Raw genomic sequence first — 17,723 nt, forward strand, 5'->3', positions numbered from 1 at the left:
ACCTCAATTTGTTTCAAGCCCAAAACTTCGTTAAATGTAACTAAGCACGCTCTGTTGAAGTTTTGCTGCACATGTAATTCACTTGTAAACATATGTTAAGTCTTATTTTGCAAAACTAACTTCACCCTATAGGGCATAAAAAAGCAAAAAAGTGGGATTCGCTTTTCTTTGGGTGATTTCTACTAAAAACTTCCCCCAACCTAGGAGTAGGGCGGACATTGCCCACCCTACATGTTTTTATGAAATATTTAAAACCCAAAAACTAAGCGCAAGAAATCCGATGATTCCCAAAAGTGTTTTTTGCAATCTACTTAAAACGGGTTTAATCTCATAGGCTACTAACAAACGATCTTTGACTAAATCCGCTTCTGGCTTTTCCCAAGTTTGTCCGTCATACCAGCCCGACTCTTCATAAAAAATCTTAGCGCTATCAAGCCTTTGCTTTACATGACTCCATCCTGACAATAATAATAACACTGGCAAAATTAGCCCCACAGCGCCGCCAATACTAGCCACACAGATAAATTGCCACAAGTGTCGGTTTGGCGACTCAATGCTCATCGCTACTGGCGAAAAAATAACTGTGAATCCTAGCCACATGAGCAACAACATTCGCAAATATTGCGATCGCGCAAGCTTTGCCCAGCGATAAAAGAAAGCTTCCTTAAGCTCGACATATTCATTGAGTGGTTGTTGCTCTTTGGGAACTGGACAGGTCATTAGTTATATGATGATCAAATATTCTGTCAGTGTAACTCGTTTCAATTCTTATTATGAAACCGATTTTGCGGCACTGAGAACCCCAAAATCGGTTTTGACGCAAGTCCGCCGTCGGCGGATTTGCATCAAAACTGATTTTTATAATGAGAATTGATGCAAAGTTATGCCAATTCCGTAAGTGTAATGCCATTTTGAGAATTAGTATTGGGCTGAAACTTGACTTTCAGCACATATACCTTATATAAATTGATCATCAAATATTCATTTGCCGCTTAATTTAATTTCAGTTTGTTTTTAGTAATATCCCAAAATGTCAATACATCAGGAGGTACTCCAAGTGCCTATCCATGAGACTTTTCAGAGTACTGTGCAGGGGGAAGGTTTTTGGATAGGCACTCTGGTGGATTTTATCCGTCTTTCAGGTTGTCCAGTTCGTTGTAGTTGGTGTGACACAGGCTACAGTGATGGGGGTGTTAATGCACCTAGAGAGATGAAATCATTCACAGAATTACTCAAGGAATTAAAATCTCCTAGAGTTGTGATTAGCGGAGGAGAACCGTTTATCCATAAGCAGTTGCCACAAATGGTACAAGCATTATTGGATACAGATAGACAGGTTAATATTGAAACATCTGGAGCTTTCTGGCAAGAGATTCCATCATCAGCTTGGATTACTCTTTCTCCTAAACAACATATCAGTCCAACCTACCCAGTCAAAGAGCTGTTTTGGGAACGTGCAAACGAAATCAAATTTGTAATTAGTACGGGTCAGGAATTGGAGTTTTACAAGGATTATTTAACAACAGTCCAAGATCGCCCTATATTTTTACAGCCAGAATGGAATGTACGCGATCGCGCCGTTTCAATTATTTTAGAGTTACTTCAACAAAACCCAAACTACAGACTCTCTCTACAAACTCATAAATATATAGGTGTTGCATGAAAAAAGCATTATGTGTTCTTAGCGGAGGACAGGATTCAACAACCTGTGCTGCTCTTGCTTGTCAACAGTTTGATGAAGTCCATGCGATTACATTTGATTATGGACAACGCCATGTGGTTGAACTGGAAAGTGCGATCGCGATCGCCAAATCTCTTAACCTCGCGAGTCATGAAATTATTCAATTAGGTCCTATTTTAAAAGGGACATCTCCCCTAGTTTCAGATACTCCTTTAGGACAATATGATTCCACAGAAGAATTGCCAGGAGGAGTTGAACCAACGTTTGTGCCAGCACGTAATATCTTGTTTCTTACCTTGGCAGGAAACCGGGCTGCTGTCCTTGGTATTAAAGATATTTTTATAGGGGTCTGTGAAGCAGATTTCGCAGGTTACTATGATTGCCGCCAAGTATTTATCGATTTCATGGCGAAGGCGATCGGCGAAGGGATATGGGGCGTTCCTGATTCCTTTATTATCCATACTCCCTTGATGCAATTAACCAAAGCTGAGAGCGTCAATCTTGCGGTTGAGGTATTAGGCGATCGCTTCGAGGAAATTCTTGCATTAACTCATACTTGTTATGCTGGAATCAAGGGTGGTTGCGGCAAATGCCATGCCTGTCTGATACGCGATCGCGGTTTTTCCCAAGCAGGAGTTGAAGATCCAATTTGGAAATTTCGTCAAACTGAACTTGGTCAAGAGCAACCATGATAATCCACCATCAGAAGGATTTTCGCATTATCTACATTGCGGCTGTAATTTCTGCTCTGGTTAGTACTTGGGTGCTAGTCTTTTTTCTGGTTCCAGAAACAAAAGGGCTTACTCTTGAGGAGATTGAAATCCGTTGGGCAAAAGCCCGTTAGAATAAGTGTCTTAAATATTGTAATTAGACTTGACATGCAAAAAACTGTTGGTATCGTTCGTCAAACCCTTCGCCAAACATTGGTTGTAACTATTTGTTCGTTCACGCTAACGGCTGGCGAAATTGTGCAAGCTCAAGTTGACTCTAACCCAATCCTGAAAATTGGTATTGTGCAACGTTTTGGCGAAAGACCACAGGATAGGCTCACACTCAAGGCAACATCAGGTGGCAATTTAACTCTCTCATTTCCATCGGCGGATGGTAAAAGCACGCAAACGCTAACAACCGATCGCTTAGTCATCGAAATCGCGCTACAACCATTAACACAACCAGTTCTTGAAGAGAAATTAGTCCTCAGTAATCATCGTAGTTTTGAGAATGCGGCGGCGAGCGCTTTCCATTGGAACGAGAAAGGCATCCAGACTGAAATTGCTCAACCAAGGCGTTGGCAAGTATGGGCAAAGCGCGATATGTATGACTCGATGCTGCTGCGTTATTTGATGTTTTACACCCTGCGATCGCAAGGAAATCTGACCGTACAGCTCGATCGGCGGATCTTGCCCCAAAAAACGATCGCGTCATGGACAGTGGGAGATTTTCGGTATAACCGCGATCGCCTTGATGTTAGTAGCAGTACAGGACTGGTTGAAGTTAGCTATCAAAGAGAGAATAAAGCTGAGATTAGCAATCGTGCTTATGCAGGTAGTTTGAGGTTGCAGCCTAATGCTCATCAAAGTTTTACCGTAGTCAATAACGTTCCCTTAGAAACTTATGTGCGTGGCGTAGTTCCCCATGAAATTGGTTACAATGCCCCTTATGCGTCAGTGCAGGCCCAAGCGATCCTAGCTCGTACTTATGTGCTGGCTAGTTTACATCGCTTTAAGGTAGATGAATATGAGCTTTGTGCTGATACCCAGTGCCAAGTATATCGAGGCTTAGAAGATACTACAGAAGTCGCCGATCGCGCGATCGCAGATACCAGAGGCTTGGTTCTCACCTACAACAATAAGGCGATCGACGCGCTCTATTCATCAACAACGGGTGGCATTACCGCAGACTACAATGATATTTGGGATGGAACGCCACGTCCCTATTTGCAATCGGTACTGGATCTTGCAAATCGTCCTGAAAATCAGCGATCGGCAAATATTGCTGACGATAAAAATCTCAAAGCATTTTTAGAACGTCAGATGGGATTTAATGAGGCGGGGTGGAAAAATCTTCGTTGGCGTAGAATCGGCTCATTAGAAGAATTGCAAACTTCTTTGAAAAAGTTTTTGCGATTTTCTGGAGATAGTACAACTAATTTTAGTGCGATTAAACAGTTGCAAGTCTCAAAAAGAGCGGCTTCAGGACGAGTTTTAGAAATGGAAGTAACCACTGATACTGGCAAAATCTTCGTCAAAAAAGATGAAATCATCGATGCTTTCGATCCACCTGATAGCACTTTCTTTAAACTAGAGCCAATTTATCAAGATAAAGTATTGACTGGATATGCTTTTGTTGGTGGTGGCTTGGGGCATGGCGTGGGCATGAGCCAAACAGGTTCTTATAATTTAGCTCGTATGGGTTGGACTTACGATCGCATTCTCAACTTTTATTACACAAACGCGCAGTTACAAAAACTGCGTGCTGAATACTACACGCCGAGACAGTAAAAAATGCCCGCTATGCGGGCATTTTTTACTGTCTCAGATCCGCGATCGCACTCAGCGCGACATTTGCGATCGCTTGATCAGTTGCCTTGGGTAAATGGTAATATTTGCCACCACCTGCGGCGGCGAGTTCCTTGGCAAAGCCAGTAGACACGAATTTATTTTCGGTATCAATTACTAAAAGCCCTAAGTTCAAGGCGCGAATTTTGCGACAAATATCGATCAACTCGGCTTTGATATCAGGCTTATTTTCAGGATCAATCGGCTCACCCATCGATCGCGCTAATGGCACATTGCCACGACCATCAGTAATCGCCACAATGGTCACCGAACCAACATCGCCCGACTGTCTAGCATTAATCGCCACTCTTACCGCCTGAGTCAAACCATGCGCTAGTGGCGAACCACCACCACAGGGCATCGTATCCAAGCGACGACGTGCTGCTTCGATGGAACGGGTGGGCGGTAACAATACATCGGCTTTTTCACCTCGAAATGGAATCAAAGAAATTTGGTCGCGGTTTTGATAGCTATCAGTTAACATCCGCAAAGCCGCACCCTTAGCCGACTGCATCCGATTCAATGCCATTGATCCAGAAGCATCTACTAAGAAAATTGTCAGCGCTCCCGCCTTCCGAGCCAACTTCTTCGCTCTGATATCCACATCTTCAACGATGACCTTACGATGCGGTTGGCGCAATCTTCTCGCCTTCTGATAGGGAGCCGAAGCACGGAGAGTGGCATCGACAGCAATGCGATCGCTCTTTCCTTGAGGCAAAATTGGCTTGATATAACGCCCTCGCTCTTGGGAATAAATCACGTTGCGCGTGCCCGATCGCCCTTGCTTCTGCATTGACTGAGCAAAGAAGAGAACTTCAGGATCAAGAATTACACCTTCAGGATCGAAGACAAACTCTTCAGGAATTTCAGGGGATTCATCCTGCTCTTGTTCTTGTTCCTGATCCTCTTGATCTTCATTCTGTTCTTGTTCTCCTTCATCTTGATCTGGCGGCGGCGGCGGTGCTTGCTGCTGCTGTTGCTGTTCGGGTTGTTGTTGTTCGGGTTGTAAAGGCGATCGCGGCACAATTACCAACTCCACGGCCTGACGTAAGTCATCAGCATTAACTTGAGTGCGACTTTCCAAAGCCGCCGCCGCTTTCGCCACTCGCAAGGCAAATAACTCAGCGCGATGTCCTTGGACTCCACCCCTCACTGCTTCAGCAACTAAATATTGAATCTGCGCCCTCGAAATTGTGATGTCTTTCAGCCATTCCCGCGCCAAAATAATTTGTGTCCGCAAGTCATCAATATCAGAGTCATAACTACTTAAAAAGGCTTCAGGAGAATTGGCATAACCCAACACCATATCCACTGCTTCCACTCGCTGATCGAGAGACAGAACTCCATCGGCTGATAGATTAATCGCAATCCGATCCATCAGATGTTCGCCTAAGATGCCCTCTTCTGGATTATAGGTCGCAATTAGCAATGGGTTACAAGGATGTTGATAGCTAATACCTTCGCGTTCGACTTGGTTATAGCCTGTAGAGAGAACCGAAAGCAGTAAATTAGAAATCTGAGGATCGAGTAAATTAATTTCGTCAATATACAGAACACCGCGATGGGCTTCTGCTAAAATCCCTGGCTGAAATACGGTTTGCCCCTCGCGCACAGACCGACTCACATCTACCGAGCCAATCAGCCGATCTTCAGTAATTCCCAAAGGAATCTGAATGAACGGCGCAGGAATTACTTTAGTTTCGATCTCGCTAAGCTCTCTTCCCTGCATCGCTTCAACCAAAGCATCATCCCATTCATCAGGATTAGTCGGATCGCAGTTACTTAGAGAGGCGATCGCAACTTCAATGGGAGGCAGTAAGGCATGAATACCACGCGCAAGGACAGATTTGGCTGTGCCACGTCTACCTGCGAGGGCGATGCCACCTATGCAAGGATCGATCGCAGCTAGCAATAAAGCGGTTTTAATCGCTTCTTGACCGACCACGGCCGCAAGGGGAAATGTGATGGGAGTATAAGATATGTTTGTGATTGGGTTGGCGGGTGGCGAAGAGACCATGCGATCAAGTTATGGGTTGAAAAATATAAAAATTTTAGGAAGTGAAATTTTAAGCTTCAGGTCAATTATAGCGTTTAGTAGTCTAAGCTAAGATTTAGATCTGGCTCACTTAGTTAAGAATATAAGCAGTCATGACAAAAACAACATGGGAAAATCTGGTGTTTGAGTCGCCATATTTAGCGGTGGTGACAGCAAAGCAATTGTTGCAAGAGGGACAGATGACTGAAGCCTACAGCCTTTTGGAGAGTTTAGAGGAGTCAATGGGGCGATCGGAAAAAAGGGGCGTAAGCAGTCAGCTAACTCGACTGATGTTGCATGTGATCAAGTGGAAATGTCAACCTGAAAAACGCAGTGCTAGTTGGGTAATTTCAATTCGTTCGGCGCGGCGTGAGATTGCGGAAAGTCAGCAAGAGATGCCAAGTTTGAATCGAGATTTTCTAAGTTCGATTTGGGACAAATGTTTTGCGGCGGCGAAACAGGATGCTAGGGATGAGATGGGCAAGAAAGCAGAAATCACGGCGCTAAGTTGGGATGAGGTCTTTGAACAAAGATATACAATTTGGGAAGATGATGATTTAACATAATTAGCTACTTTTAAGTTGCTACAATAGTATTTACGTGATTTATTCACATGTTTTTGCCTCTTGAGTGAAAAATTATGCTTTTAGACTTTACTGTAGAGAACTTTCGCTCGATTAAGGGTGCGGAAACGTTAAGTGCTGTGGCAGCAAGTAAGAGCAAGGCTAAACCCAGTAATAGTGAAAGCAGTCGTCGAGTTAAGTCTGATGATGAAATTGCCCAGCCTTTTCACGTTGAGGGTTGGGATATTGATATTTTGCCAGTAATTTCGATCTTCGGTGCTAACGCTTCAGGCAAAAGTAATATTTTAAAAGCTCTTAATTACCTACTTAATTTTTTGGTTGTTGGGGATTATGATCATGGAGCAGACTTAATACCTTTTAAGCTCGATCATCAGTGTGTATTACTGCCAAGCCATTTTTATCTTCGTACAGCATTTAATGGAAATATATACATATATTCTTTAGTTCTAAACAGCACTAGGATACTTTCCGAAAAACTTGAATATTCTCCATTATCTACAAAGAGATCACGATTACTATATAGTCGAATTTGGAACGAAGAAAACAAAAAATTTGATTGGAAAAATGGTTCAGATTTTTCTGGTTCGCATATTCAACTTGAAAAAAGCTTAAAAGAGCGTGAACCTTTTATAGATCTTCTCTCCAAATTAGAAGTTTCAGTAGTTCAACCTCTTATTAACTGGTTAAGTTTAAATCGATTTGGAAGCTATTGTGGAGAATTTGACACCAAGATCATCAATTTGTTATGGCTTGAACAGTCTCCTAGCAATACATTCACCGTGATCTTGCCTATAGCTTTAAAAAAAGGTAGAGATATTTTACTTAAGTTTGATACAGGCTTATATGACATTGAAATCAGAAAGACTAAAGATGCTGAGAATAGTTATCAAATATACGCTTTGCATAAAACAGAAGACGCAAAAATTATCTCGTGGAAATTTGAAGAAGAGTCTATGGGAACGCAAAAACTATTCGATTTAGCTTGCAGGGTTCAGCTTATGTTTCTATTAGGTTCTCTAGTTATAGCGGATGAATTGGGTTCAAACATACACCCAAATATTACTCGTGAGATAGTCAAACTATTCCAAAATCCTGAGACTAATCCCAATCGTACTCAACTCATTTTTACTAGTCACGATAATACTTTGCAGAGAAATAATTTGCTGCGAAGAGATCAGATTTGGTTTACGCAGAAACGTCCTGACCAAAGTACAGAGCTATATTCACTTAGTGATTTTAAAGTGCGTAATGATTTAGCGATTGACAAAGCGTATCTAGATGGAAGATTTGGAGCAGTTCCATTTATTTCTGATGAAGATGACTTTATGCCAGTAGGTGAGGATAATGGCTAAACCTTCTTTTAAAAGAAATGCTCCTAAAAAAGAGGTTGCCAAAAAGATTCTAATTGCTTGCGAAGGCAAATATACAGAGCCTTTATATCTCAAAGCAATCAAACAAGATTTGCGTTTATCTACAGTAAAAATTACTATCCTCCCCCATGATGGAACTGATCCACTTAGTGTGGTGAATAAAGTATTAGACAAGAGGCAAGATGTAAAACGAGAAGGGACTTGGGAAAAGGAAGATTTAGCTTGGGCTGTTTTTGATGGTGACGAGCATATTCAGAAAGATCCAAATAATTGGTATCAAGCTATTCAGAAAGCGAAAAAAGAAAACGTCAGGCTGGCGGTCACCAATCCTAGCATTGAGTTTTGGTTTCTTGTCCATTTCCAAGATTACTCAGCAAATATTGCACCAGATAAGGCTGAAAAACTATTAAAGAAGCATATTCCAAATTACGATAAATCTGGATGCTATTATCCAGAACTACTCAACAACGCACGAACTAATAATGCGATCGCAAGAGCAAAAGATCTTGATAACTTAGCCAAACAAAATAAACTACCTGAATATGCAAATCCCTGCTGTAGCGGTATCTCTCAATTAGTCGATATGCTTTTGGGAATGGGCAACTGATTTTTCTTATTCCCCTCTCCTTTGCAAGGAGAGGGATTAGGGGTGAGGTTTTTATCTAGAACGAGAATACAGTTCTCAATGTACCGACAGTGATTGTGCTATTGCCACTGTTGTTATTGGGATTGAAGATTAACTGCAAATCAGGAGTGATGCTGATATTGTCAGAGATAGGGAAGCGATAGAACAACTCCACATTGGTTTGAGTAGCATTACCAACATTACTCTCGATGAAAGGTTGTCCAACTGCGATCGCAGCCATTGCGCCTTCCTTAAACAAATCAGGGAACGCGAAACCCGCAGACCAAGTTTGAGGACTCAGAGAGGCATTACCTGAAACCGTGTAGCTAGGGAGTGCTGCGGAAATAGCATTGCTGCGATTGCTGATATTGCCAAATCCATAGCGACCAAAAAGCGCCACAGATTTATTGAAAGCCCACTCAAGGTTCACACCACCTGTGTTGTAATCCAGATTATTTACTGAGGCGCGAGTATATTGCAGACGGATCGCAAAGGGACTAGCATCTTCGGAATTCTTCGGTACAAATTCTAGCTCAACCGTACTCTGATAAGGATCACCAATAAGCCACGGTTGTTCGTGCCGTTAGAGGTCGGGCTACTGGCATTCTGGGATACAGCCAGCCGAGAAAGTTTCTGTTGGTGTGATACATCCATTTAGCTTTGATACCAATTCATGAAAGTGTTGCAACACTTTCATGAATTAAGACTAAAACCCATTCAGGTCTTTAAAAGCACAAAATTGCGTAGCAATTTTGTGCTTTATCATTACCAAGATCTTTTCTGACGTTTGAAAATTTAATTGTCATGTTTTCATTAAACTCAGTTTTGTGGGGTTTAGCGCCTGCAAACCAGAAAACTCCACAATTAGCCCAGTGATCCTAAAGGAAAATAGACGATATTGTTAGAAAAATGAATATATTGGCTAGAATCTACCTAGCGTTCAACAAACGAGCCTGTGGTACAAATACTCGAAAATCCCTTACGGGTTGGTTTACAGCAAGAAAGAACACCTGAACCTCTGATCCTTGTAATCTTTGGTGCGTCGGGTGATTTGACTATTCGCAAGCTAGTTCCAGCGATCTATCATCTCAAACAGCAGCGTCGGCTCCCGCCCGAACTCACAATCGTAGGAGTGGCTCGAAGACCTTGGAGTCATGACTACTTTCGCGAGCAAATGCGTGAGGGCGTGGAAAAGTTCTCCGTGGGTATTGGCGCTGAAGCAATTTGGCAAGATTTTGCTGAAGGCTTATATTACCAATCCCTCGATATGAGCAATCTTGAGGATTATAAAAAGCTTGATGAGTTTCTCAATCAAATTGATAAAGAAAGGGGTACTCGCGGTAATCGAGTCTTTTATTTAGCCGTTTCACCCAATTACTTTACCGATGCGATCGAGAAGTTGGGGCAAGCTGGGATGATCAAGAACGCCGAAAAGACTCGACTAGTAATTGAGAAACCCTTTGGGCGCGATTTGTCATCATGTCAAGATCTCAACCGAGTAGTTCAGAAAGCTTGTGACGAAAAACAGATTTATCGGATCGATCATTATTTGGGCAAAGAAACCGTTCAGAATCTTTTGGTGCTGCGATTTGCCAATGCGATTTTTGAACCACTATGGAATCGCCAGTTTATCGACCATATCCAAATTACGGTTGCAGAAACCGTTGGTGTTGAAGATCGAGCTGGTTATTATGAAAACTCTGGGGCGCTCAGGGATATGTTGCAAAATCATTTGATGCAACTTTTTTGCTTGACAGCAATGGAACCACCTAACGCCATGGATGCAGACTCTCTGCGAAATGAGAAAGTGAAGGTGATTCAGGCAACCCGACTCGCCGATACACGCCGCCTTGAGCGATCATGTGTACGAGCGCAATATGGACAGGGCTGGATGAAGGGTAAACAGGTGGAAGGCTATCGCCGTGAACCTAATGTTAATCCTGATTCTTTAGTGCCAACCTATGTAGCCATGAAGTTTGAAGTAAATAACTGGCGTTGGCAAGGTGTTCCTTTCTATTTACGAACTGGCAAACGGATGCCCAAAAAAGTCAGCGAAATTGCGATTCAGTTTCGTGATGTGCCTTATTTACTATTTCAGTCAGCAGCAAAGCAGGTCTCACCTAACGTACTGACACTCAGGATTCAGCCTAATGAGGGTGTGGCTCTGAAGTTTGAGGCAAAGATGCCAGGAGCTGACCTGCGATCGCGATCGGTAGAGATGGACTTTGGCTATGGCAAAACCTTTGGTATCGAAGGCTCCGATGCTTACGATCGCCTATTGCTAGACTGTATGTTGGGCGATCAGACACTATTTACACGCGGTGACGAAGTGGAAGCCGCTTGGAAAGTGGTAACACCTGCGCTTACTGCATGGGAAATGCCCAATGATCCCAGCGTCGTTCCACAATACGAAGCTGGAACTTGGGGCCCATCTGAAGCCGAGCAACTGATCGAACGTGATGGACGACAGTGGCGACGACTTTGATCAATTAGGAATTACGAATTATGAATTAATCATCCTTAAATTTGTAATTCGTAATTCCCAATTCGTAATTCCCAATTCGTAATTTGTAATTCTTAATTCCTATGAATACCCAAGCAACTTCCGTTGTATCTTTGCAAGCTCCCAAAGATGTCTCGGTATCTCAAGTCGAAGCAGAGCTAAGCAAAATCTGGTTGTCCTATGGTGAAAATTCAGCTGCTCGCGCTACAACATTTAATCTTTTGGTGTACGAACCAGAAAATATGGATGTAGTGTCACGGATGGCTTCCGTTGATGCGATCGTCTCTCAGAGTCCATGCCGAGTAGTCGATTTGGTAACTCTTGATGAAGAGGATCAAGGCATATCGGCACAGGTCGCAGCCTATTGTCCGATCCAAAAAAGCCGCAGCTCCTTGGTTTGTGGTGAATATATCACCCTGACTGGGGCGAAACGCGCCTTCGATCGCGTACATAGTATTCTTCCAGAATTACTGATCCCCGACTTACCTGTATTTTTGTGGTGGAAAGATAGCCCTGCACCGAATACACGCATGTTTGAGAAGCTGGTTAATTTAAGCGATCGCTTAATTATGGACTCAGCTACATTTGCTAATTCAGAGTCAGATTTACTCAAAGTTCAAGGGATGATCCAAGCAAGTACGCAAATTGCAGACTTGAATTGGCAACGCCTTGGACCTTGGCAAGAACTTACTGCCCAAGCCTTTGACCAACCCGATCGCCGATCTGCTGTTTGGGAAATTGATGGGATCACCATCGACTACGAACGTGGCAACAGCACCCAAGCTCTAATGTTTCTCGGCTGGATCGCCAGTCGTCTGGAATGGGAACCAATCGAACGCAGTTCTGAGGGTGGTGATTACGATATCCAGCATATTATTTTTGAAGGTCGAAACAATATCAAAATTAAGGCTGAATTGGCTGCTATCCCCCTCAGCGATGCAGGTGAGGTGATTGGCGATCTGATTGGGTTACGCTTGACCGCCTCTAACCAAAATACCGACGCTTGCAACGTATTCTGTTCGGAGTCTACAGGCTGTATGCGGATGGAAGCTGGAGGCGGAGCGCAAAACTATCGCGTTCATCAAGTATCGCCTTTGTCAGATCAAAGTGCTGACACTCTTCTTGGACAACAATTGCAGCGCTGGGGACGAGAATCTCTTTACGAAGAAAGTCTTGCACTAGTAGCAAAAGTACTAGCACTATAAAAAAAGGCTCGCTAGTGCGAGCCTTTTTTAAAATTCTTCGATTTCTAGTTGTCCGACAATAAAGGCGACACAGCCGAAAGCACAGGTAATTGGTACGGGATTTTTTAAAATAAAGCTAAATATTGATGCTATGCAGGAAATTGCGATCGCGGCAAATGTCCAAGACCTCTCGTCATCGCTCATACCTTTGGCACTTTTGATTTTGCGAAGGGTGTCATTCGGTATTGGCAATGGCATCACTGAACTTGGCGGAAATGCCCAATAATTGCAGCATCGTTCAACAAATAGGTCAGTCCAACCATTTTCCTGACACCATTCATCAATCCATTCATCCCGAAAACGCTTCATATGCCCAAATTATCAGTAGTTCTGTAAAAGAGAAACATGAGCGGCGCTTGAGTGCTACTCATGTTTCTTTTACTTAGATTAACAGGATATCTATTGATCGGGGCATACGTTACAAAAACTTAAAGATGCTCTGCATATTGCGTTTACTATCTTGCTTTTACTTTATTGAAACTTCGGTGTGAGCTTCGGGGATCGCCTCAACTTTGACAGAACCATTCACGCCACGAATTGTGTCAAAAGTACCCTTGATAAAACCTGCGATCGGGACAGCAACTAATAGCCCTAAAACTCCATTTAGCTTAAAGCCAATATCGAGGGAAATTAACATCCATACTGGATTTAACCCTGTTAACTCACCGACAATACGAGGACCTAGTACATTCTCCACAATTTGAATGATTGCCACTGCGACTAGTAAAACCTTCACCCCAAGCCAGAAATTCTGCAAGGCAATTAATAGGCTAACGGTGATAATTGTGCTAGAGCCGCCAAGGGGAATTAAACTGGCAATGCCAATACCAAAGCCAAAAAGCTGGGCAAGGGGAACCCCCAAGATTAACATGGCTGTAGTTTGCGAAACACCAAGGATTGTTGCTAAAGTAACCTGTCCGACGATAAAGCGCTCAAAATTGCGTGGCAGTAAATTACGAACCTGATCATTCCATTTCTGAGGTAGCCAACTTAGCAAACCATTCCATAGAAATGAGCCGCGCAGGACGAGGAAAATTGAAAATATCAAGGTCAAAAAGATATTTACCAGACTACCGATCGCCCCAAAGACAATGCTAAAAAGCTGGCTGGTTATCGATCTCAGGACACCCGTTAACTTTTCGATCACTTGATTGAATGTGCCACTAATGTCAATCGGTAATTGCTGAGCGATCGCCCAAGTCTCAAAAATTTGCAACTGTTGCTGCCCCGACTTAATCCATTCAGGCAGACGTACAATGAGTTCATTCGCCTGAGCCAAAATTAAAGGCACTAGAAAAATCGCTAATGTCCCCAGCACCATGAAAAATATGAGAATTACTAATCCCGCAGCAATACCACGCTGAACCTTCAATTTGATCAGAAAGCGGATCGGATAATCTAACAAAAACGAAATCACTGTCGCAGTGATCAGAATACTGACTAATGGTTGCAATTCTCGACCAAGCAATAGCAATAACCACCCGTTCAGAAAAATTAGCGGGAAAGTTAAGCCCAGTGAAAACCAACGAGGCAACTTATTGAGGGTCTCAATCATACGAAACAATGTGACGCGCTAGGTATCTACTTAAAATTGTGCGCTAAAAGTGTTGGTTAAAACACAAATTTACTAAAATTTTCCCACAAAGCTTAAAAAATGAAACCCAACAGACGAGTAGCTAGCAATTCTCATTATAAAAATCGGTTTCATAATGAGAATTGCTGACGAGTGGCGGTGCCAAGCACCGCCACTCGTCTTTTGGGTTTTATCCTAGATATGCTTCTCGGACTCTTTGATCGACTAATAAATCCGATGCTTGTCCTGCGATCGTAATTACTCCAGACTCCATCACATATCCACGATTAGCGTGCTGCAAAGCTAAGGTCGCGTTTTGCTCAACTAATAAAATCGTTACCCCAGATTGATTGAGATTCACAATGGTTTTAAAAATTTCTCTGACAATCTGTGGGGCTAGCCCCAAACTTGGTTCATCAAGTAATAACAATCTAGGGCGACTCATCACCGCACGGGCGATCGCTAACATTTGCTGTTCACCACCGCTTAATGTCCCTGCCAATTGATCGCGCCGTTCACCGAGCCTCGGAAAAATCTGAAACTGCTTTTCGATATCAGCTTTAATCCCCCAGCGATCGCTTCGCAAAAAAGCCCCTAATTCCAAATTATCTAGCACAGTCTGTCTTGCTAATACTCGCCGCCCCTCTGGGCTATGGGCAATCCCAATTTTGACTATTTGATCTGGTCGTAGATTGGTAACGTTTTTACCGTTGTAAATAATCTGTCCCGATCTCGGTGAAACAAGACGAGAAATAGTTCGTAAAGTGGTCGTTTTACCTGCTCCATTGGAGCCAATCAAGGTCACGATTTCGCCTTCATTGACCCTTAAATTAATATCCTGTAAAGCCTGAATGCCACCATAGTTAACACTAAGGTTGTTAATCTCTAACACTTAATAATTTCCTCCTACGCTATAAAATCTTACCTATAAATTGACGTTAACTATAATTAACGATTTAAAGTCATACTAAAGTAAATATTGCTTAAAAGTTTAATTTATACCATTAATGAAATTCAGTATATTTTTAATATCAATTTTCATCACATTAGGGTTTATTCTTTGCACAGTCATTGCCATCATTATAAATCCACATATTTTTACAAGCTTTTTCTCTAACTCTCCCACCAAGCTTTTTTATGATATTGAGCATTATTCAAATTTAGCAATATATCAAACTTGTAATGCTTTTTATCCCCTATGGCCATGGTTAATTAATAAATTAGCAAAACCACAAATAGTAGATGATGCAGCACTATATTTCCGTGTTTTTGGTGGCTTATTATCTTTAATTAGTATTCCCCTATTTTTATTTCTTCTAGTACAAAATATCAAAAGCTATAAAATAATATCTTTAGTTACAGCAATCTATGCAATGAATCCTCTTTCAGTCTTTAGAATGATTGGCTATACAGAAGGGATTTTTTCTTTTTTAAGCTTGATTTTTTTGATTATTCTAAACAATTTTAAAGTAACTTCAAAAACACCTATTAAACATGTTAAATCAATATATCTATTAACACCTATATTTATTTTGTCTTTGATGCTTTCATTAACAAGACCTTTTCTTATACAAGCAGCATTTGCATCTATATTTGCATTGGTCTCAATTTTAGTAATAAATAGATTTCAGAATAGTACAGACTCTTTAAAAATACTTAAAATCTATGGCATAGCAACCCTAATAATTTGCCTTGGCGCGACTGTTGGTTATTGTATCTATGGATATTATTGCTTAGAATCAAGAGGAGATTTTTTCGCCCCTTTTCATGATCAGGAAAATTGGAGAAAGCAATTGGGATTTTATCCTCATTTATTTTTTGTCCCAATAACTTACGCTGATTTTATATCAATATATTTACCATTCATAGCATTAATTACATCATGGTTAATTTCTATATCTACTAATATTAGAAAGCTAATTTTTGTAATTCCTAACCTTTGGCAATGGATATTACTTTTTGCCTATCCACCAGCTTTTTTAGCATTTTATGGCTTGGACTTTAAAACGAGTAATTTTACAAGTAAAACAAATAATTTAAGGGGGATTAACTTAACTCAATCTGCCAAAAAATTATCCACCAGTTATGTGTTTTGGTTCTGTATATATTTTGCTCTAATACATACAGCTATTATTGTTTTTAGCGATCAAAAGTTAACTAGCTTAAGACGTTTTATATTTGGAACTCCTTATTTCTTTTTTGCGATCGCCTATATAAGTCAATGTTTTCCATCGCGAAAAGTGAGTAAATTGCTTTTGTGGATACTAGGAATATCAAGTATATGGTTAGTGCAGTATTGGTTAGACTATGCTAACGGTGTTTGGATTGGCTGATTAATCAATAAAAAAGCACCCCGTGCGGGGTGCTTTTTTATTAGGCTTTCCAGTTAATCCAGTCTTGAGGCTTCAAGAATGTTTCATTTAGTTCAGCTTCAGGAGTATTTGGCTCAGGGTGATAGTCATAGTCCCAACGAACTAGGGGAGGTAAAGACATCAGAATTGATTCGGTGCGCCCATTTGTTTGTAGACCAAAGATAGTACCGCGATCGTAGACGAGGTTGAATTCTACATAGCGTCCACGACGATATAGTTGCCATTGCTTCTCGCGATCGCCATATTCCATGTTGCGGCGAAGATTTGCGATCGGGGTATAGGCAGGCAAGAAAGAATTACCACAACTATTGACAAAGGCAAAGATCTCTTCCCAAGTCCGAGGTACATCACCGACTTCGTCACTCATGACTTGAGCGGTTGTTGAATCATTACTATTTTTGTAAAGTCCATCTTCGCCATTTTGATAGTCAAAGAAAATACCACCTACGCCGCGAGTTTCACCGCGATGCTTGAGGAAAAAGTAGTCATCACACCATTGCTTGAACACAGGATAGTAGTGAGGATTGTGGCGATCGCAAGCATCTTTAAGTGTAGTGTGCAGATGTTTTGCATCCTCGCCAAAGCCGTAGTAAGGGGTAAGATCAAGTCCGCCACCAAACCACCAGATTGTGCCTGCTTCAAAATAACGGTAGTTGAAATGAACTGTTGGTGCGTAAGGATTCTTTGGATGCAACACCATCGATGTCCCAGTTGCGTAAAATGTTTCGCCTGCAACTTCTGGGTGATGCCGCAAAATAGCTGGGGGCAACTGGGAGCCAAACACCTCAGAAAAATTTACGCCGCCCTTATCAAAATAATCGCCATCGGTAATTACACGCGATCTGCCACCGCCGCCTTCAGGACGTTCCCACTCGTCTTGTTTAAACTTGGCTTTGCCGTCTAGTTCTTCTAAACCTTGGCAAACTTTGTCTTGCAAGCTCTGCATGAACTGTTTTACGCGAGTCTTAGAGTCAACAGGAACTTTGAGTAAAACCTTACTAGGAGCGACAGGGGCGATAGTCATAATCGTTTCGTATTAGTTTTTAGATGTTGGACTTAAAAATTTTATAAGAGTTTGTGAGTTTAAGAAGGCGTACCCGCAGGCTGAGACTCCTTAAGCTCGTTAAGAGTTGCTATATCACTGTTAAATACTTTACATTTAGTCTGTGTTGACTGGA

17 protein-coding genes are annotated in these 17,723 nt (G+C 41.9%); 10 read left to right on the forward strand and 7 right to left on the reverse strand.

Annotated elements, in window-relative coordinates:
- Window positions 1–237: 237 nt before the first annotated feature.
- Window positions 238–720, reverse strand: coding sequence for a CGLD27 family protein (locus APA_RS16660; protein ID WP_201323377.1), 483 nt, complete (start codon window positions 718–720; stop codon window positions 238–240).
- A gap of 310 nt (window positions 721–1,030) precedes the next feature.
- Here APA_RS16660 and APA_RS16665 point away from each other — a divergent pair, with 310 nt between their 5' ends.
- Genes APA_RS16665 through APA_RS16680 form a run of 4 tightly spaced genes read left to right on the forward strand, consistent with a single transcriptional unit; the run spans window position 1,031 to window position 4,182 of the window.
- Window positions 1,031–1,663, forward strand: coding sequence for a 7-carboxy-7-deazaguanine synthase QueE (locus APA_RS16665; RefSeq protein ID WP_201323378.1), 633 nt, complete (start codon window positions 1,031–1,033; stop codon window positions 1,661–1,663).
- The gene (gene queC / locus APA_RS16670) at window positions 1,660–2,373 is read left to right on the forward strand and encodes a 7-cyano-7-deazaguanine synthase QueC (protein ID WP_201323379.1); all 714 of its coding nucleotides are present in this window, start codon (window positions 1,660–1,662) and stop codon (window positions 2,371–2,373) included. Before APA_RS16665 ends, queC begins: the two co-directional genes overlap by 4 nt.
- A complete protein-coding gene (locus tag APA_RS16675) occupies window positions 2,370–2,525 on the forward strand; it encodes a hypothetical protein (protein WP_201323380.1) in 156 nt (51 codons plus the stop codon). Before queC ends, APA_RS16675 begins: the two co-directional genes overlap by 4 nt.
- 34 nt (window positions 2,526–2,559) lie before the next feature.
- Window positions 2,560–4,182 carry a SpoIID/LytB domain-containing protein gene (locus APA_RS16680; RefSeq protein WP_201323381.1) on the forward strand — a complete coding sequence of 541 codons (1,623 nt, stop codon included), beginning with the start codon at window positions 2,560–2,562 and terminating at the stop codon, window positions 4,180–4,182.
- A 25-nt stretch (window positions 4,183–4,207) separates the two neighbouring features.
- Here APA_RS16680 and bchD read toward each other — a convergent pair whose 3' ends face one another.
- Window positions 4,208–6,256, reverse strand: a complete 2,049-nt coding sequence (bchD, locus tag APA_RS16685) for a magnesium chelatase ATPase subunit D (protein ID WP_236579615.1) — start codon at window positions 6,254–6,256, stop codon at window positions 4,208–4,210.
- Window positions 6,257–6,387: 131 nt separating this feature from the next.
- On the opposite strand from bchD, the gene APA_RS16690 reads away from it, so the two are divergent.
- From APA_RS16690 to APA_RS16700, 3 genes are all read left to right on the forward strand, one after another.
- On the forward strand, window positions 6,388–6,840 hold the full coding sequence (locus tag APA_RS16690) for a DUF29 domain-containing protein (protein WP_201323382.1): 453 nt from the start codon (window positions 6,388–6,390) through the stop codon (window positions 6,838–6,840).
- Window positions 6,841–6,914: 74 nt separating this feature from the next.
- A complete protein-coding gene (locus APA_RS16695; protein WP_201323383.1) occupies window positions 6,915–8,210 on the forward strand; it encodes an ATP/GTP-binding protein in 1,296 nt (431 codons plus the stop codon).
- A complete protein-coding gene (locus APA_RS16700; RefSeq protein ID WP_201323384.1) occupies window positions 8,203–8,835 on the forward strand; it encodes an RloB family protein in 633 nt (210 codons plus the stop codon). The genes APA_RS16695 and APA_RS16700 overlap by 8 nt, the downstream gene beginning before the upstream one ends.
- Before the next feature lie 55 nt (window positions 8,836–8,890).
- Here the strand turns inward: APA_RS16700 and APA_RS16705 are convergent, their stop codons facing one another.
- A complete protein-coding gene (locus tag APA_RS16705; protein WP_236579616.1) occupies window positions 8,891–9,283 on the reverse strand; it encodes a carbohydrate porin in 393 nt (130 codons plus the stop codon).
- A 525-nt stretch (window positions 9,284–9,808) separates the two neighbouring features.
- Here APA_RS16705 and zwf point away from each other — a divergent pair.
- A complete protein-coding gene (gene zwf / locus APA_RS16710; RefSeq protein WP_201323385.1) occupies window positions 9,809–11,338 on the forward strand; it encodes a glucose-6-phosphate dehydrogenase in 1,530 nt (509 codons plus the stop codon).
- Between the two features lie 101 nt (window positions 11,339–11,439).
- Window positions 11,440–12,561 (forward strand): glucose-6-phosphate dehydrogenase assembly protein OpcA, encoded by a 1,122-nt coding sequence (gene opcA / locus APA_RS16715; protein ID WP_201323386.1) that lies wholly within the window; start codon window positions 11,440–11,442, stop codon window positions 12,559–12,561.
- Between the two features lie 27 nt (window positions 12,562–12,588).
- Here the strand turns inward: opcA and APA_RS16720 are convergent, their stop codons facing one another.
- The 3 genes from APA_RS16720 to APA_RS16730 all read right to left on the reverse strand — a co-directional run bounded on the left by APA_RS16720 (window position 12,589) and on the right by APA_RS16730 (window position 15,065).
- A complete protein-coding gene (locus APA_RS16720) occupies window positions 12,589–12,909 on the reverse strand; it encodes a hypothetical protein (RefSeq protein WP_201323387.1) in 321 nt (106 codons plus the stop codon).
- A gap of 157 nt (window positions 12,910–13,066) precedes the next feature.
- Window positions 13,067–14,155, reverse strand: a complete 1,089-nt coding sequence (locus tag APA_RS16725) for an AI-2E family transporter (RefSeq protein ID WP_201323388.1) — start codon at window positions 14,153–14,155, stop codon at window positions 13,067–13,069.
- A 208-nt stretch (window positions 14,156–14,363) separates the two neighbouring features.
- Window positions 14,364–15,065, reverse strand: coding sequence for an ABC transporter ATP-binding protein (locus APA_RS16730; RefSeq protein ID WP_201323389.1), 702 nt, complete (start codon window positions 15,063–15,065; stop codon window positions 14,364–14,366).
- A gap of 115 nt (window positions 15,066–15,180) precedes the next feature.
- Here APA_RS16730 and APA_RS16735 point away from each other — a divergent pair, with 115 nt between their 5' ends.
- On the forward strand, window positions 15,181–16,506 hold the full coding sequence (locus APA_RS16735; protein WP_201323390.1) for a hypothetical protein: 1,326 nt from the start codon (window positions 15,181–15,183) through the stop codon (window positions 16,504–16,506).
- A gap of 40 nt (window positions 16,507–16,546) precedes the next feature.
- Here the strand turns inward: APA_RS16735 and hemF are convergent, their stop codons facing one another.
- The gene (gene hemF / locus APA_RS16740) at window positions 16,547–17,569 is read right to left on the reverse strand and encodes an oxygen-dependent coproporphyrinogen oxidase (protein ID WP_201323391.1); all 1,023 of its coding nucleotides are present in this window, start codon (window positions 17,567–17,569) and stop codon (window positions 16,547–16,549) included.
- Between the last annotated feature and the right edge of the window lie 154 nt (window positions 17,570–17,723).

It is taken from the genome of Pseudanabaena sp. lw0831 (genome assembly GCF_016584665.1).
Classification (GTDB): domain Bacteria; phylum Cyanobacteriota; class Cyanobacteriia; order Pseudanabaenales; family Pseudanabaenaceae; genus Pseudanabaena.

Excerpts from the sequence above, each read along its gene's own strand:
- hemF (WP_201323391.1), bottom strand. The coding sequence starts at position 17,569 with ATGACTATCGCCCCTGTCGCTCCTAGTAAGGTTTTACTCAAAGTTCCT.
- APA_RS16660 (WP_201323377.1), bottom strand. The coding sequence starts at position 720 with ATGACCTGTCCAGTTCCCAAAGAGCAACAACCACTCAATGAATATGTC.
- APA_RS16695 (WP_201323383.1), top strand. The coding sequence starts at position 6,915 with ATGCTTTTAGACTTTACTGTAGAGAACTTTCGCTCGATTAAGGGTGCG.
- queC (WP_201323379.1), top strand. The coding sequence starts at position 1,660 with ATGAAAAAAGCATTATGTGTTCTTAGCGGAGGACAGGATTCAACAACC.
- APA_RS16720 (WP_201323387.1), bottom strand. The coding sequence starts at position 12,909 with ATGAAGCGTTTTCGGGATGAATGGATTGATGAATGGTGTCAGGAAAAT.
- APA_RS16690 (WP_201323382.1), top strand. The coding sequence starts at position 6,388 with ATGACAAAAACAACATGGGAAAATCTGGTGTTTGAGTCGCCATATTTA.
- bchD (WP_236579615.1), bottom strand. The coding sequence starts at position 6,256 with ATGGTCTCTTCGCCACCCGCCAACCCAATCACAAACATATCTTATACT.
- opcA (WP_201323386.1), top strand. The coding sequence starts at position 11,440 with ATGAATACCCAAGCAACTTCCGTTGTATCTTTGCAAGCTCCCAAAGAT.
- APA_RS16665 (WP_201323378.1), top strand. The coding sequence starts at position 1,031 with ATGTCAATACATCAGGAGGTACTCCAAGTGCCTATCCATGAGACTTTT.
- APA_RS16675 (WP_201323380.1), top strand. The coding sequence starts at position 2,370 with ATGATAATCCACCATCAGAAGGATTTTCGCATTATCTACATTGCGGCT.
- APA_RS16735 (WP_201323390.1), top strand. The coding sequence starts at position 15,181 with ATGAAATTCAGTATATTTTTAATATCAATTTTCATCACATTAGGGTTT.
- APA_RS16700 (WP_201323384.1), top strand. The coding sequence starts at position 8,203 with ATGGCTAAACCTTCTTTTAAAAGAAATGCTCCTAAAAAAGAGGTTGCC.
- APA_RS16725 (WP_201323388.1), bottom strand. The coding sequence starts at position 14,155 with ATGATTGAGACCCTCAATAAGTTGCCTCGTTGGTTTTCACTGGGCTTA.
- APA_RS16680 (WP_201323381.1), top strand. The coding sequence starts at position 2,560 with ATGCAAAAAACTGTTGGTATCGTTCGTCAAACCCTTCGCCAAACATTG.